Genomic DNA, 15,121 nt, shown 5'->3' on the forward strand with positions numbered 1-15,121 from the left:
AATGACTCGGGAGCGAGCTTGGCGACAAATGCACGCCACGGCAAGAGGAACGCATACGAGATCAAACGCCGCATGTGCGGCGCGTGTTGCTCAATGTGTCGCGGCTGTTTTGCCTGTCGGAATTGACGTCTCCTCCGCGCGGCCGATCTCGTCGCGCAGCGCATCCGTATGCTCGCCGAGGGCGGCCACCGTCTGGGCGGGCGTCGTGTCGGCCCCGGACATCCGGAACGGTACGTTGAGCACCCTGAACGAGCCGCCCCCGTCCCGCACCTCGGACAGCGCCTGCCGATGCGCGAGCTGCGGATCGGCCAGCGCCTCGGAGACGCTGCGATAGGCAGAGGCCGGGACGCCGGCCGCGCTAAGCGCAAGGAGGCATGCATCGGTCGACAGCTGCCGCGACCAGACCTCGACGCCGTCCATCAACTCGGCCCAGTTCTCGCGGCGCGGGGCGTAGGCGGCGAAGCGCGGATCGGAAATCCATTCGGGGCGGCCGATCACCCCCATCAGCGCCTGGAACGTCTTCTCGCTGGCGACCGTGATCATGACATAGCCGCTCGCCGTCTCGGTCGGGCCGAACATCGGGCGCGGCGGCGGCGTCACCGCGAATTGAGCGCTCTGCAATTCGGTCAGCGTCAAGGTCAGCATCGATTCCAGCATGGAGACGTCGATGTGCTGGCCGAGCCCGGTCACGCTGCGCTGATAGAGCGCCGAGGCGATCGCGCCGAAACCGTAGGTGCCGGTGAGGACATCGGCATGGTAGATGCCGCAATAGTCCGGCCGGCTGCGTCCGGGCTGGTAGGCGAGATGCGCCATGTCGTAGCCGGAGGCGGCATGGATCACCGGCGCATAGGCCGGAAGCTCGGCCGAGGGGCCAGTCTGGCCGTAGCCGGAGATCGAGCAATAGATCAGCTTCGGATTGACCGCGCGCAGCCGGTCACAGTCGAGCCGCAGCCGGTGCATCACGCCGGGGCGGAAGTTCTCGACCAGGATGTCCGACGTCGCGGCCAGCCGGCGGACCGTCTCCCGGCCCTCCTCGGACTTGAGGTCGAGCACCAGGCTCTTCTTGCCGACATTGAGTTGGCCGAACGCGGTGCTGCAGCCCTTGCGCAGCGGCGGGCGGGTCCGCATCGTCTCGCCGCCGTCGGTCTCGATCTTGATGACCTCGGCACCCATGTCGGCCAGCATCCGCGCGCAATGGGGGCCGGCGATGGTGGTCGAAAAATCCAGCACGCGCAGGCCCGCGAAGGCCTTTGTCGTCGTGCGTTCGTGCTTATCTGATAGCGGCATCCCCGGCGGTCCCCTAGGAACGATCAACGTTCTCTGTTGTTGGTGCGCCGACCCTAGAGGGCAGCGGCTGAGTAGGAAAGTCTTTACCGAACGAACGCGTCTCGCGGGCAGGCTGAGATTTCCAGGGGCAACTGGACCCGATCTTGCATAGCAGCAATCGGGATCGGAAGAGGGCAAGCGTTCTTGAGGGTCTTGTTCGTCACGACAGAGATGGACGACTTTGTCCGCGTCGGCGGACTCGGCGCCGTTTCCGCCGCCCTCCCCCGTGCGCTCCGCAGCTTCGCCGATATCCGGATCATGCTGCCCGGCTATCGCGACATCATCGAGCAACTCACGCATATTCAGGTCGTTGGCCGCTGCCCCGCCTTCGCGGAGATGCCCGCCGCCTCTCTTGGCAGGGCTGCCACGAAGGACGGCCTGCCGGTCTATGTGCTGTTGTGCTCACAGCTCTACGACCGGCCCGGCAACCCCTATGGCGACGAGGCCGGGCGCGACTGGCCCGACAACGACATCCGTTTCGCGCGCTTCGCCTCGGCCGCCGCTGAGCTGGCCATGGGCAAGCTGGACAAGAATTGGGCAGCGGACCTGGTCCATGCCAACGACTGGCAGGCCTCGCTCGTGCCGGCCTATCTCGCCTGGCGCGGCGCCAGGCTGCCGTCGATCCTGACCATTCACAACCTCGCCTATCAGGGCCTCTTCCCGAAGGAGGCGCTGCGGCGGATCGGCGCACCGGAAAGCTCCTTCCACATCGACGGCGTCGAGTTCTACGACCAGCTCTCCTTCCTCAAGGCCGGCCTCGTCTACGCCTCGCACCTCACCACCGTCAGCGGCACCTATGCGCGGGAGATCACCACGGCCGAGTTCGGCTGCGGCCTGGAAGGGCTGCTTCGACTCCGCTCGGACGCGGCCGAGCTCACCGGCATCCTCAACGGCATCGACGAGAGCTGGGACCCGCGCTACTGCGCCCAGCTCGCCCAGCAATTCGGCGCCGGCGACTGGGTCGGCAAGAAGGCCAATGCGGATTACGTGCGCAGGCAATTCGGCCTCGCGGTCTCGCGCGGCCCGATATTCGCGATCGTCGCACGCCTCGTGCATCAGAAGGGCATCGACCTCGTGCTGTCGGCGGCCGACGAGATCGTCGATGCCGGCGGGCAGATCGTGGTCACCGGCTCCGGCGAACCGGCGCTCGAGCAGGCGCTGATCGACGCGCATCGCCGCCGTCCCGACGCCATCGGCGTCACCATCGGCTTCAACGACGCGCAGGCGCGGCGCATCTTCGCCGGCAGCGATTTCACGCTGATGCCGTCGCGGTTCGAGCCCTGCGGCCTCAGCCAGATGTACGCCCAGCGCTTCGGCTCGCTGCCGATCGGGCACCAGACCGGCGGCCTTGCCGAGACCATCACCGACGGCGAGACCGGCTTCCTGTTCTCAAAGCCTTCGCACGAATCCTTCCTCGGCGGCGTCCGCCGCGCCTTCGAGGCCTTCATGGCCCAGGACCAGCTCGACACCATGCGCCGCAGCGCCATGGGCCGCTCGTTCTCCTGGAGCATCTCGGCGGGGAGCTACAGCGCGCTGTACCGCAAGCTGGCGTCGGCGTAAGGCCGGGGGCGTTGCGCTTCCTCGTTCTCCGTCTTTGCGAGCGCAGCTCTCGGCACCGTCATTGCGAGGAGCGCTTGCGACGAAGCAATCCAGACTAGGCAGTCTGGATTGCTTCGCTACGCTCGCGATGACGGATGTGGAAGCAGGCGCGCCTTCCCCCCGCTCTCGTGCCCCGGACGCAGCGCAGCGCGTCGCCCTTGCGGCGTGGTGCGCTGCTGAGCCGGGGCCCATATCTTGACGGAGTTCGTCGCCCTGGGTCCCGGCTCTGCGCAGCAGCGTTACACGCTGCAGCGCGTCCGGGACACGGATGAGAGATTTTGCCTCACCCCTTCCCGCGCACGTCCATCTGCGGCCGGCCGATCCAGGCTCGGTTGAGGCAGCGGGTCATCCAGTCCGGCTGCACCTCGCCGCGCAGCCGTGCCTGCGCCTCCTGATAGGGTCCGACATACCGCAACCGATCGGGCAGCTTCGGATAGACGCGCCTGATCCATCTCAGCGCGTTGTCGGCAGCCTTCCTGTCACGCGCATCGAGCTCGAACCCGAAACCGGCGCGCAAGCGGTCCGGTAGCAGGCTCGCGGTGAGCGCGCGATACCATCGCGGCGGCCGGAGCCACGGACGCGCGCCACCAAAAATCTGCGCAGCGATCTCGCGCGCAGCGGGGCTGACGGTCAGCGTCTCCGACTGGCCCATCGCGCTAGTGTAATCTGCAAAGCCGGCCCAGTCCGCCGGCAGGTCGTCCGCCGTCAATCCGAACAGCGCGCCAAACGTCCGGCTCTCCATCCAATAGCGCTCGCGCTCCTCGGCGCCGAGCGGCGGCAGGACCAGGTCGTGCGCCATCAGCGCGGTCTCGACCAGCGTGGCGTGAACCCAGCGCAGCGACGGGATGTCGTTGGCGCAGTAGCGCGAGCCGGCCGCGAACGGGCCGACCGTCTCGGGCATCGTGCCGACGATCATGCCGTGGCGCCGGTGCAGCTGCCGCGAGGACAGAAAGGCACGGTCGAGCGAGCCGAACACCATCGCGAAGACGATGTCGAAGGTGCGATGAAAGCGGCCGATCGGATCGGCAAAGGTTTTGGAGTGTTCGGCGATGGCGGCGGCCACCCAGGGATGGGCCAGTTGCAGCATTAGCGCCCGCCCGGCGCCGAGGAAGATGACGGCTTCGCGGTCGATCCGCCAGGTCACCGCATCAGGACCGAATACGCCGGCGACCGGTCCCGCCGCCTGCGCGCGGACCTGGTCGAGGGCGGCTTCAAGGTCGGTACCGGACACCATTGGCATCGCCTTCGACTGTTGCGGACGACCGACGATCCGCAAGGCCTGTGGCAATTCGATGAAGGCTGGCCCTATTCCGCCGCCATCGGCATCTCGTCGATATGCTCGTGCAGCACCACGCCGGCGAGCGGATCGAATTCGCCGATCCACGGCTTGCGCGCCAGCACCGATCGCGTGTGCGCGTAGCCCGCATGCCAGCGCCGCGTGATGCCTGTCGGACTGAAATCGATGTCCTTGGTATGGGTCTCGTGCTCGAGCTGCGGCGCCAGGAGCCGCACCACATGCATGCGGGTCGGGCAGCCGTAGCTCATCAGCTCCATGACCGCGGGATCGCTGCGCTCGCTCTCGGGGAGCCGTGCGGCGAGCTGGTTGATGACATGGCGCAGGCGATGGGCCTGCTGCTGCCGCACGATCTGGCTGGCGATGCGGCTGGAATATTGCACGTCCTTGTGCCGGTTCATCACCTCCGCCATCGTGGTCGGCTCGGGCCCGACGGGATTCCACAGATGCACGGAGAAGATCAGCGAATCCCGGCGTGGATTGTCGTCAAATACGGCTTCGGTCGGCGTGTTCGACAGGATGCCTCCGTCCCAATAGAGCTCGCCGTCGATACGCACGGCCGGAAAGGCCGGCGGCAGCGCGCCCGACGCCATCACATGCTTCACCGTCAGCTCGCCGTCGCGGCTGTCGAAATAGCGCATCTCGCTGGTGCCGACATGCGCCGCACCGACCGTCAGGCGCGGCGCGCAGCGATTGGCCAGATCGAAATCGACCAGCTCGCTCAGCGTCTTCTCCAGCGGCGCGGTCGAGTAATAGCCGGCGTGATCGGCGCCGAGTGGATAGGAATCGCCAACATGCGCCAGCGGATTGGGCCGGAAAAAGCCCGAGATGCCGTGGGTGACGGTCGACCAATAGGCCAGCTTCTCGTTGAAGCCGGGAAATGCGGCGCGCCAGTCCCAGACCGGCTGCTGTTCCATCCGCTTCCAGAACTCCCTCAAGCGCGCCAGCCGGTGCTCCGGCGCATTGCCCGCGATGAGGCTCGCATTGATGGCGCCGATCGACGTGCCGATGATCCAGTCCGGCTCGATGCCGGCCTCGTGCAGCGCCTGGTAGACGCCGGCCTGGTACGAGCCGAGCGCGCCGCCGCCCTGGAGCACGAGAACGACCTGCCCCGGCAGGTCCGTACCCTTACGCTGCAAATTGTCCTGCATGCCGCTCATGTCTCGCTCCTGTCGAGCCCTGTGGTTACCATTCGTCGGGCGCAAGGCCATTGTTACATTCTGCCGTTCTCGGCGATTGTCGGGCCTTTTGGAAATGCCGGCTGGCTTCCATAACCATACGCATGCGCTATCGCGCCCGGGATGTCATTCCCTGTCCGGATCGGCTAGATTCCGGTCGATCCTGCTGGGAGCCGATCCATGGAAATGCACCAGGTCCGCTATTTCCTCGCGGTGGCGCAGCTGTTGAATTTTACCCGCGCCGCCGAGGAATGCAACGTGACGCAGCCCTCGCTGACGCGCGCGATCAAGCAGCTCGAGGCCGAGCTCGGCGGCGACCTGTTCCGCCGGGAGCGGCCGGCGGCGCAACTGACCGAGCTCGGCCAGCGCATGCATCCGCTGCTGAAGCAATGCTATGACGCCGCCTCCGGTGCGCGCTCGCTCGCGTCCTCGTTCAGGAGCGGCGAGATCGGCGCGCTGCGCATCGCGCTGACACATTCGATCGACCTGGCGCTGCTCATCCCGCATCTCAACGAGATCAGGCGGCAGTTCAACCGGCTCGAGCTGCGCTTCCTGCGCGGGACCAGCCGCGAGGTCGGCGATTTCCTGAAGAAGGGCGAAGCCGAGCTCGGCATCGCGGCCGAGATCGACGAGGCCTGGGACCGGCTCGACGTGTGGCCGCTGTTCACGGAAGGCTTCGATCTCGTCGTCAGCAAAGCGCACCGGCTCGCCGGGCACGACACGATCGAGCCGGACGATCTGCGCGCCGAGCAATTGCTCGGCCGGACCTATTGCGAGCATTCCCGCCATATCTCGGCCAGCCTGCGCGAGCACGGCATCGATGTCGATCACGGTCACGAGATCTCGAGCGAGCGCGACCTGATCGAGCTGGTCGAGGCCGACATCGGCATCGCCATGGTGCCCCACACCTCGCCGGTGCCGGAGACCCTCAAGCGCACCGCGGTCACCGGTCTCGATGCACGCCGCACCGTCAGCCTTTACGGCGTCGCCGGCCGGCAGCGAACGGCCGTCGCCAATGCAGTGATGCGCATGCTGCGCGGAACGGACTGGCGGGAGATTGCGGGGTAGCGCGGGCTCCTTCCCCTCTCCCCTTGCGGGAGACGGTGGATCGCCGCGCAGCGGCGAGACGGGTGAGGGGTATGCATCCGCAAATGTTGACCTGAGTTTGTGGAGACACACCCCTCATCCGGCGCCCTAGCCGAAGCTTCGCTTCGGCGTTCTTGAGAACGGCGGCCGAAGGCCGCCTATGCCACCTTCTCCCGCAAGGGGAGAAGGAAAGAAGGGCGCGCCTTACACGACGCTCAGTTCTCCCGGCTCGCGCTGTCCAGGGCAGCGAGCAGATCATCGATCTCCATGCGCTTGCGGAAATCCGGATCGACGAAGCGGGCCTTGACGATCCCGTCGCGGCCGACGACGAACACGGCCGGGATCGGCAGCATCCAGCCGTCATTGCCGTGGAATTTCGCCATGTCCTGATAGGACAGCAGGCCCTGGATCTCGGCGCCGAGCCAGATCGCGAGATTGAGCGACAGCGCATAGCCGTTGTCGAGATCAGTCAGGATCGGAAACGGCGCGCCGGATTCGGCCCTGAGCTGCCTGGTGTATTCCTGCGTCTCCGGCATGATCGCGACGACCTGCGCGCCGACCTCCTTGATGCGGTCCTGAGCCTGGACCACGGCACGGACATTGAGCCGGCAGTAGGGACACCAGTGGCCGCGGAAGAACATCACCGCGACCGGGCCGCGCGCCAACAGCGCAGGCAGCGCGACGAGACTTCCACCTTGATCCGGCAGCATGAAGGGCGGCATCGCCTCGCCCGGATGCGGCGCGGTCTCGCCGCCGCCGTTGCCGCTCAAGCGGGTCACCAGCCGATCGACCGCCTCGCCATAGGCCGGAAACACCTTCCGGCTGGCATCGGCATAGGCGCGCAGCTGCTCGTTCAGCGTCCCCTCCATGTCGCGGCAGCGCTGGAAGGCGAGCCTCAGTCGATCGGCGTCGGCTGGTGTGAGAGACGTCATCTTCCGCTCCCGCGATTGGGGCTCAATTCTAGATTCCGGATCCGGCCGCCCGCAAGGGCGGCCGTTGCGCGAGGGCTGGTTCAGTTCACGTAGAAATTGCCGGTGGGATCGAGCCGGCCCGACGTGGAGTACAGCGTGCCGTTGTCCATGAAGAAGACGGTGTTCTCGGGCACCTTCTTGGCGTTCTTCATCATGGCCTCGTGGTTCTTCTCGGCCGGGGCCATGGCCATCGCCGACATCTTGCCCGGCCCGCCATAGACATAGGCCATGCCGGCCTTCATGTCCCAAGCGGCTTGCGAGAAGGCCGAGGTGGCGATCACCGCGAAGGCGGCGGTAAAGATCAGGGTCTTGGACACTTTCGTCATGGGATGCTCCTCCGGATTGACGTGAACGCCCGCCAATCGGGCGCCCTGTCATCGGACGACGGATGTCCCCAAAACGGAAATGCCCATGCCCAATCGGTTCGATAGCCGTCGCGCATCGACATAGCGCAACGCTATCGCATCGAAAGCAAACCGGCATTTCAGAATGGCCACGGTCTCGACGAAGCTCCTGCCATAGCCGGCGGCCATCACGGCTGCGGCCAACACAGGAGACTGTTCATGTCCAGGCATCTCGCAGGGTCGCGCGTGGTTTTGGCAGGCGTTGCCGGCCTCGGCGCGCTCACGTTTGCGACGCCGGTTCTCGCCGGCGAATGTCCCGCCGGCAAGCTGAAGCCGAACGCGCAGCAGATGGTCGATACCAAGCCGGTCGGCGTCACCGACGTCACGCTCGGCGCGATCGATCTCGGCAAGCAGCCGGCCCACATCGAGGGCCGCGAACTGCGCTTCCGCAAGCTGACCATCGAGCCCGGCGGCATCGTGCCCTGGCACAGCCATGACGACCGCCCTGCCCTGATCTTCGTGCAGCAGGGCGAGATCGTCGAATACGCCTCCAATTGCGCCGACCCGATCGTGCACAAGGCCGGCGACATCCGTCCCGAAGTCTACGGCACCTCGCACTGGTGGAAGAACCTCGGCAAGGAGACCGTCATTCTCTATGTCGGCGACGTCCGCAAGGATCCCAACGACCATCACATGTAACGAGCGCGCCTCCAGCCCCAACGCATTCGTTGCCGGGTGTGGCGCCCGGGATCCCCCATGCTGCCCGCATGCCGGGCGCCACATTCCTCGCAGGACAATCACGCCATGACCGATCTTTCCGCTCCCATCAGACAAGGCGCGATGACGATGGAGGCGCATTCGCCGGGTCTCGCGCTCCGCTCGCTCGTGATCGGCCTCACCGCATTCCTGACCGTCGTCGACCTGTTCGCGACGCAGGCGATCCTGCCTTCGCTGGCGCGGCACTACGGCGTCACACCGGCAGCGATGGGCTTTGCAGTCAACGCCAGCACTTTCGGCATGGCGGCAGCCAGCCTCGTCGTCGGCTTCTTCAGCCCGCACATCAACCGGCGGACCGGCATCCTGCTCAGCCTGACGCTGCTGGCGATCCCCACCAGCCTCTTGGCATCCGCACCAGACCTTACCGTCTTCACCGCCCTGCGCGTCGCGCAGGGCTTGTGCATGGCCTCCGCCTTCGCGCTCACCCTTGCCCATCTCGGCGAGCAATGCAGCGCCACGGACGCCGGTGGCGCGTTTGCCGCCTACATCACCGGCAATGTCGCCAGCAACCTCGTCGGCCGGCTGATCTCGGCGGCGGTCGCGGACGGCTTCGGCCTTGCCTGGAATTTCTATTTGTTCGCGGCGCTCAACCTGGCGGGCGCGGTGCTGGTCCATTTCACCATCAAGCGCGTGCAGCCGATGCATGCGATGATGCCGGCGACATCGCCGCTCGCCGCCACCATCGCGCATTGGCGCAATCCGCGCCTACGCGCCGCCTACGGCATCGGCTTCTGTATCCTGTTCGCCTTCATCGGCACCTTCACATTCGTGAATTTCGTGCTGGTCCGGCCGCCGCTATCACTGGGCATGATGGATCTCGGCCTCGTCTATGTCGTCTTCCTGCCCTCGGTCGTGACGACGCTCCTGGCCGGCAAGGTGGCCGCGCGGCTCGGAACGCGGCCCACGATATGGAGCTCGCTCGTTGTCGCAGGCCTTGGCCTGCCGCTGATGCTGGCACCGCATCTCGGCGAAGTGCTCGCCGGCATGGTCCTGGTCGGCGTCGGCACCTTCTTCGCGCAGGCCGCCGCGACGGGCTTCGTCGGACAGGCGGCGACCGACAACCGCGGCATCGCGAGCGGGACCTATCTAGCGTGCTACTTCTGCGGCGGGCTGGTCGGCACCGCCGTGCTCGGGCGGCTGTTCGACAGTTTCGGCTGGCCCGCCTGCGTCGCGGGCGTCGGCGCGGCCCTCGCAGGAGCAGCCTTGCTGACCTTCGCCTTGAAGCGTTAGCGCTTCACCGGGGCTTCCTGCGGCGGGTCGTCGTCGGCGATGGCGCGCCAGGCGGCGCCGTCGAGATCGTCGTACTGGCCGCTGCGGAGCGACCACAGGAAGGCGACGAGACCGGCGCCTCCCAGCATCAAGGCCAGCGGCACCAGAATGACCAGGATCTCCATCACACGATCTCCCGCGAGGTCCGTGCCCGAAGCGAATTCAGCATGACCAGGATCGACGATCCGCTCATGGCGGCCGCGGCGATCAGGGGCGTCACGACGCCGCTGATCGCAACCGGTACGGCGAGGACGTTGTAGCCGATCGCGAGCCAGAGGTTCTGCCGCATCAGGTGCAGCGCCTTGCGCGAAGCATCGATGGCGGTAACCACGGGCGCCAGCGGGCGGCCGAGGAACACGAGGTCGGCGGTGGCCTGGCTGAGATGCGCGGCCGAGATCGGCGACATCGAGACATGAGCGGCCGCAAGCGAGGGCGCATCGTTCATGCCGTCGCCGACCATCAGCACCTTCATGCCGCGCCGCTTCAACTCCTCGATCCGCGCGATCTTGTCGGCCGGGGTGACGCCGGCGCGCCATTCGGGGATACCGAGGGCATGGGCCGCCGCGATCACCGCCGGCTCGCGGTCGCCGGAGAGAATTTCGAGGCCGATGTTGCGCGCCTTCAGCGCTGCGATCACGGCCTGCGCGTCCGGGCGCAGGCCCTGGCGCACCGAGAGGATGAACTTTTCGCTGCCCTTGCTGAACGCCACGATCGACGCTTCGGGATCGAGATCGTCGGTCAGCCCGACCAGCCCCTCGGCACCACAGAACGACGGACGGCCAAGACGGATCTCGGCACCATCCACGGTCGCACGCACGCCCTGCCCTGCCTCCTCGACCGCACCGACGATGGGCGATCTGGCACCGGCAGCCTGTGCGACCGCAGCGGCCACCGGATGATGGCTCGACAGCGCGAGGCGCCCGGCGAGCTCGAAGACGTCGGCGGGGATCTCGGCCGCGTTCATCACTTCGAGATCGGGCAGCGTCAGCGTGCCGGTCTTGTCGAAGATGACATGATCGGCCTCCGCCAGCCGCTCGATGGCATCGCCCGCGTTGAGCAGCACGCCTGCCCTGAACATCGCGCCCGCCGCGACTGTCTGCACCGTCGGGATCGCGAGCCCGAGCGCGCAGGGACAGGTGATGATCAGCACGGCGACGCCGGTCACGATGGCATCGTGCCAGCCTGCCCCCGCGATGACCCAGCCGAGAATGGTCAGAAGCGCCGTTGCATGCACCACCGGTGCATAGAGCCGCGAGGCGCGGTCGGCGAGCCGCATGTAGCGCGAGCGGGCGGCAAGCGCATGGTCGAGCAGCCGCGTGATCTCCGCGAGCAGCGTCGCCTCCGACGCCGCCGAGACCCGCACGCGAAGCGTGCCGGAGATGTTCATCGATCCCGCATAGACCGCCGTGCCGTGCCCCGCCGTGACATAGAGCGTCTCGCCGGTGATCAGGCTCTGGTCGATTTCGGAGCGACCTTCGATCACGGTACCGTCCACCGCGCAGCGCTCGCCGGGGCGCAGCAGCACGATGTCGCCGGGATGGATCGCGGCGACCGGCACCTGTGAAATCTCGTCGGGCCCGATGAACTTGGCCGCGGTCTCTGCCTTCAGCGCGGCGAGATTTCCGGCCACCGCGCGCGTCCGGCGCCGCATGCTCTGGTCGAGGAAGCGGCCGACCAGCAGGAAGGTCAGCAGCATGATCGCCGCGTCGAAATAGGCGTGCTCGGCATGGTGGAAGGTCTCGACCACGGACATGCCGAGCGCCAGGATCACGCCGATCGAGATCGGCACGTCCATGTTGGTCGTCTTCGCCGACAGCGCACGCCAGGCCGACCGGAAGAACGGCTGGCCGGCATAGGCCGCCGCCGGCAGCGCGATCAGCGCCGAGAGCCAGTGGAAGAAATCGCGCTGCTCCGGCAGCATGTCCGAGACGTTGCCCGACCAGACCGGGATCGACAGCATCATCACGTTCATGGTGGCGAACGCGGCGACGCCGAGGCAGCGCAGCAGGAAGCGGGATTCGGCGACCTCGGCCACCTCCGCGCTCTCCGTCTCGAACGGATAGGCCTTGTAGCCGAGTTCCTCCAGCCGGTCGATGAAGCGGCCGGGATCGAGCGTGCCCCCCTTCCACTCCAGCGCGACCCGGCGGTCGGTGAGATTCACGCGCGCCAGCGTGACATCGGGAATGGCCGACAGGCCGCGCTCGATCTTCGCCATGCAGCCGGCGCAGTGAACACCCTCGACCGCGAGATCGATGTGCTGAAGGCCTTCGCCCGCGCTGCGGATATAGTGGGAGAAATCGCGCGTGACCTGCATGACCACATCCCTCAGTTCAGGATCACACGGTTGCGCGAGAGAAACACGCGCATCCCCCGCGCCTCGCCCTCGATCACCAGATCCCACTGGCCCGGGGCGACGGACGCGGCATTGCCGCGATAGACGCCGATGCCGGCTTCCGCGAGCTCGACCTGGAGATCGGCGCGCTTGTCGGTCGGCCGCTCCAGGCGTCCGCCGAACCTCAATCCGGCGAGCGGCTGCCCGCTCGCATCGCGCGCCTCGACCTGGATCGCAGCGCCGCCATCGGTGCGGCGCTCGATATGGGCGTTGACCTGCCATTTGCGTGCAGCCTGGTCCTGTGCTGCGGAGATCTCGCGGTCATAGGTCAGGCCCGCCGCATAGGGGCTGTCGACATCAGTGCCGGGCAGCGTCGCGATCGCGAGCTTCATCATGGTCACGTTGACGCCGATCACGAGACCGAAGAAGGCGACCAGCATCAGGAACACCTTGGTTCCCGTCAGCGGCTTGGATGCCATGGCTCTCTCCTGGTCTTACGGCGCGACGAAATTGTCGGTGGCGGTGGCAACTTCCCCGAGGCCGATATCGGTGACCTGGAAGCGTACGGGCATCGACTTCTCGGGATTGCTCTCCGCCGGCGCGGTGACGAGCAGCCTGAGCTCGCTGGTGGTGTCGCGCGGAATCACGATCATCGGCCGGTCGGGCGTCACCGAATCGACGCCGATGACGTGGACCGACAAATTCGCCGGGCCGTGGGCGTCGATGGCGATGACGCGGTCATAGCCGCTCTTGTTCAGCAGCCGCACCGTGTAGGCGTTGCGGATCGAGCCGTCGCTGAGCCTGACCGCGACCGGATTGCGGTCGTGCAGCACGTTGACGTCGAGCAGGCTGCGGGTTGCCAGCGTATAGATCATGAAGCCGCCGACGACAGCGATGATCGCGCTATAGGCGATGGTACGGGGCCGGACCATGCGGTAGACCGGCGCCTTGCCTTCCTGGCGGCGCTGGATGTTGATGTCGTTATCGTAGCCGATCAGCCGCTTCGGCCGGCCGATCTTCTCCATCACGTTATCGCAGGCATCGATGCAGAGCCCGCACTGGATGCATTCCATCTGCGGTCCGTTGCGGATGTCGATGCCGGTCGGGCAGACCGCGACGCACTGGTAGCAATCGATGCAGTCGCCGACATGCTCGCCAAGCGCGCGCAGCTCGGCCGCCTTCTTCACCGAGGTGCGCTTCTCGCCGCGGTCGTAGCGGTAGGTGACGTTGAGCGCCCATTCGTCGGTGAGCGCCGCCTGGATCCGCGGCCACGGGCACATGTAGGTGCAGACCTGCTCGCGCATGAAGCCGGCGAGCAGATAGGTCGTCGCGGTGAGGATGCCGATCCAGATATAGGCGATCATCGGCGCCTGGAAGGTGACGAGCTCCTTCACCAGCGTCGGCGCATCGTTGAAATAGAGCACCCAGGCGCCGCCGGTCCACCAGGCGATCATCAGCCAGATCGAGTGCTTGAGCACGATCTCGGAGATGCGCTCGAGGTTCATCGGGTCGGACGATTTGTCTTTCTTCATCCGCTCGCGCCGGTCGCCCTCGACGAGGCGCTCGACGGCGTAGAACAGGTCGGTCCACACCGTCTGCGGGCAGAGATAGCCGCACCAGATGCGGCCGCCGACGGAGTTCATCAGGAACAGCGCGACGGCGGCGACGATCAAGAGGCCCGTGAAGTAATAGACCTCCTGCGGCCAAAGCTCGATGAAGAAGAAGTAGAAGCGGCTGTTGGGAAGGTCGATCAGCACCGCCTGGCTGGGCGCACCGAGGCCGCGATTCCAGCGCACGAATGGCAGGAAGTAGTAGACGCCGAGGCAGAACGCCATCAGGCCCCATTTGATCCGGCGGAAGGTTCCGTGGGTGCTTTGGGGATAGACCTTCTTGCGGGCTGCGTAGAGCGGCCCGTAGTCGTCGTCCGATGTGAGTTCGTTCGGGTTCACGGTCTTGTTCATCGCTTGAGGCAACTCGAAAAGGTGCGATTAAACCTAGACCCGACGCGCACGCGTCGTTTGATCCAGCTCAAGCGGGGGCAATTTGTCCACCCCCGCCCTGTTTTCGTTCGGCTATTTGCCGCCGCCCAGCGAGTGGACGTAGACCGCCATCGCCTTGATGGTGGCCGGATCGAGCCGTCCTTCCCAGGCCGGCATGACCCCGGCGCGGCCCTGGCTGATGGTCTCGATCAGGGAGGCCTCGTCCGAGCCGTAGAGCCAGATCTTGTCGGTCAGATTCGGCGCGCCGAACTCCTGGTTGCCCTTGCCGCCGTCGCCGTGGCAGGCGACGCAGTTCTCCGCGAAGATCTTCTCGCCCTTGGCGGCATCGAAGCCCTTGCGGGTCGGAAGGCCCGACAGCGAGCGCACGTAATTGGCGACCGTGACGATCTCGTCGGGCTTCAGCACCCCGTCCTTGCCGAAGGCGAGCATCTGGCCCTCATGCGTCTTGGCATGACCCGAACGTGCGCCGAACTGGATGGTCTGCATGATCTGGTCGAGCGTGCCGCCCCACAGCCAGTCGTCGTCGTTCAGGTTCGGAAAGCCCTTGGCGCCGGCGCCGCCGGAGCCGTGGCACGGCGCACAATTGTCGCCGAACACGGTCCTGCCCTTGGCGCGGGCGAGCGCCAGCAGGGCCGGGTCCTTCTCGATGTCGGCGAGCGAGGCCGCCGCCAACGCCGCCATCTTCTCGCCGCGCAGCGCCTCGAGATTGGCGAGCTCCACCGCGAGGCTGGCGCGCGTCGAGTAGCCGAGCAGCCCGGTCGTATGGCTCGAGATCAGCGGCCAGGCCGGATAGACGATCCAGTAGCCGATCGACCAGATGATGGTGAGATAGAAGCTGATCACCCACCAGCGCGGCAGCGGGGTGTTGAGCTCCTTGATGCCGTCCCATTCATGTCCGGTCGTGGACTTGCCGGTGACGGTATCGACTTCGCTATGATCGGTCAT

General features: G+C 66.5%; 14 protein-coding genes. 4 read left to right on the forward strand and 10 right to left on the reverse strand.

The genetic code is table 11. The features are described from left to right. Positions 1-90 precede the first annotated feature (90 nt). Positions 91-1,287 (reverse strand): CaiB/BaiF CoA transferase family protein, encoded by a 1,197-nt coding sequence (locus tag A7X65_RS28280; protein WP_063691441.1) that lies wholly within the window; start codon positions 1,285-1,287, stop codon positions 91-93. A 183-nt stretch (positions 1,288-1,470) separates the two neighbouring features. Between A7X65_RS28280 and glgA the strand changes: the two genes are divergently transcribed. Then, a complete protein-coding gene (glgA, locus tag A7X65_RS28285; RefSeq protein WP_063691442.1) occupies positions 1,471-2,886 on the forward strand; it encodes a glycogen synthase GlgA in 1,416 nt (471 codons plus the stop codon). Positions 2,887-3,208: 322 nt separating this feature from the next. On the opposite strand, the gene A7X65_RS28290 is transcribed toward glgA, so the two are convergent. Together A7X65_RS28290 and A7X65_RS28295 are read right to left on the reverse strand one after the other, a co-directional pair. After that, positions 3,209-4,159, reverse strand: coding sequence for an oxygenase MpaB family protein (locus A7X65_RS28290; RefSeq protein WP_063691443.1), 951 nt, complete (start codon positions 4,157-4,159; stop codon positions 3,209-3,211). A 71-nt stretch (positions 4,160-4,230) separates the two neighbouring features. Next, entirely contained in the window at positions 4,231-5,379 is a 1,149-nt protein-coding gene (locus tag A7X65_RS28295; protein ID WP_063691445.1) for a DUF3734 domain-containing protein, read from the reverse strand. Positions 5,380-5,577: 198 nt separating this feature from the next. On the opposite strand from A7X65_RS28295, the gene A7X65_RS28300 reads away from it, so the two are divergent. After that, positions 5,578-6,465: a LysR family transcriptional regulator gene (locus tag A7X65_RS28300; RefSeq protein ID WP_063691447.1), complete on the forward strand. Its 888-nt coding sequence runs from the start codon at positions 5,578-5,580 to the stop codon at positions 6,463-6,465. Between the two features lie 233 nt (positions 6,466-6,698). Here the strand turns inward: A7X65_RS28300 and A7X65_RS28305 are convergent, their stop codons facing one another. Next, positions 6,699-7,415, reverse strand: a complete 717-nt coding sequence (locus tag A7X65_RS28305; protein WP_063691449.1) for a peroxiredoxin-like family protein — start codon at positions 7,413-7,415, stop codon at positions 6,699-6,701. 80 nt (positions 7,416-7,495) lie between these two features. After that, the gene (locus A7X65_RS28310; protein WP_063692556.1) at positions 7,496-7,780 is read right to left on the reverse strand and encodes a hypothetical protein; all 285 of its coding nucleotides are present in this window, start codon (positions 7,778-7,780) and stop codon (positions 7,496-7,498) included. Positions 7,781-8,017: 237 nt separating this feature from the next. On the opposite strand from A7X65_RS28310, the gene A7X65_RS28315 reads away from it, so the two are divergent. After that, positions 8,018-8,497 (forward strand): cupin domain-containing protein, encoded by a 480-nt coding sequence (locus tag A7X65_RS28315; RefSeq protein WP_063691451.1) that lies wholly within the window; start codon positions 8,018-8,020, stop codon positions 8,495-8,497. 105 nt (positions 8,498-8,602) lie between these two features. Continuing rightward, positions 8,603-9,805: an MFS transporter gene (locus A7X65_RS28320; protein ID WP_063692558.1), complete on the forward strand. Its 1,203-nt coding sequence runs from the start codon at positions 8,603-8,605 to the stop codon at positions 9,803-9,805. Here the strand turns inward: A7X65_RS28320 and ccoS are convergent. The 5 genes from ccoS to ccoP all read right to left on the reverse strand — a co-directional run bounded on the left by ccoS (position 9,802) and on the right by ccoP (position 15,121). Next, positions 9,802-9,969, reverse strand: a complete 168-nt coding sequence (gene ccoS / locus A7X65_RS28325; protein ID WP_063691453.1) for a cbb3-type cytochrome oxidase assembly protein CcoS — start codon at positions 9,967-9,969, stop codon at positions 9,802-9,804. The genes A7X65_RS28320 and ccoS overlap by 4 nt on opposite strands. Continuing rightward, positions 9,969-12,158, reverse strand: coding sequence for a cation-translocating P-type ATPase (locus A7X65_RS28330; RefSeq protein ID WP_063691455.1), 2,190 nt, complete (start codon positions 12,156-12,158; stop codon positions 9,969-9,971). The genes ccoS and A7X65_RS28330 overlap by 1 nt, the downstream gene beginning before the upstream one ends. An 11-nt stretch (positions 12,159-12,169) precedes the next feature. Next, positions 12,170-12,655, reverse strand: coding sequence for a FixH family protein (locus tag A7X65_RS28335; RefSeq protein WP_063691457.1), 486 nt, complete (start codon positions 12,653-12,655; stop codon positions 12,170-12,172). 15 nt (positions 12,656-12,670) lie between these two features. Further along, positions 12,671-14,137: a cytochrome c oxidase accessory protein CcoG gene (ccoG, locus tag A7X65_RS28340; protein WP_063691459.1), complete on the reverse strand. Its 1,467-nt coding sequence runs from the start codon at positions 14,135-14,137 to the stop codon at positions 12,671-12,673. Positions 14,138-14,248: 111 nt separating this feature from the next. Beyond that, positions 14,249-15,121 (reverse strand): cytochrome-c oxidase, cbb3-type subunit III, encoded by an 873-nt coding sequence (gene ccoP, locus A7X65_RS28345; protein WP_063691461.1) that lies wholly within the window; start codon positions 15,119-15,121, stop codon positions 14,249-14,251.

Origin of the sequence: Bradyrhizobium stylosanthis (assembly GCF_001641335.1) — a bacterium.
GTDB classification, from domain to species: Bacteria; Pseudomonadota; Alphaproteobacteria; order Rhizobiales; family Xanthobacteraceae; genus Bradyrhizobium; species Bradyrhizobium stylosanthis.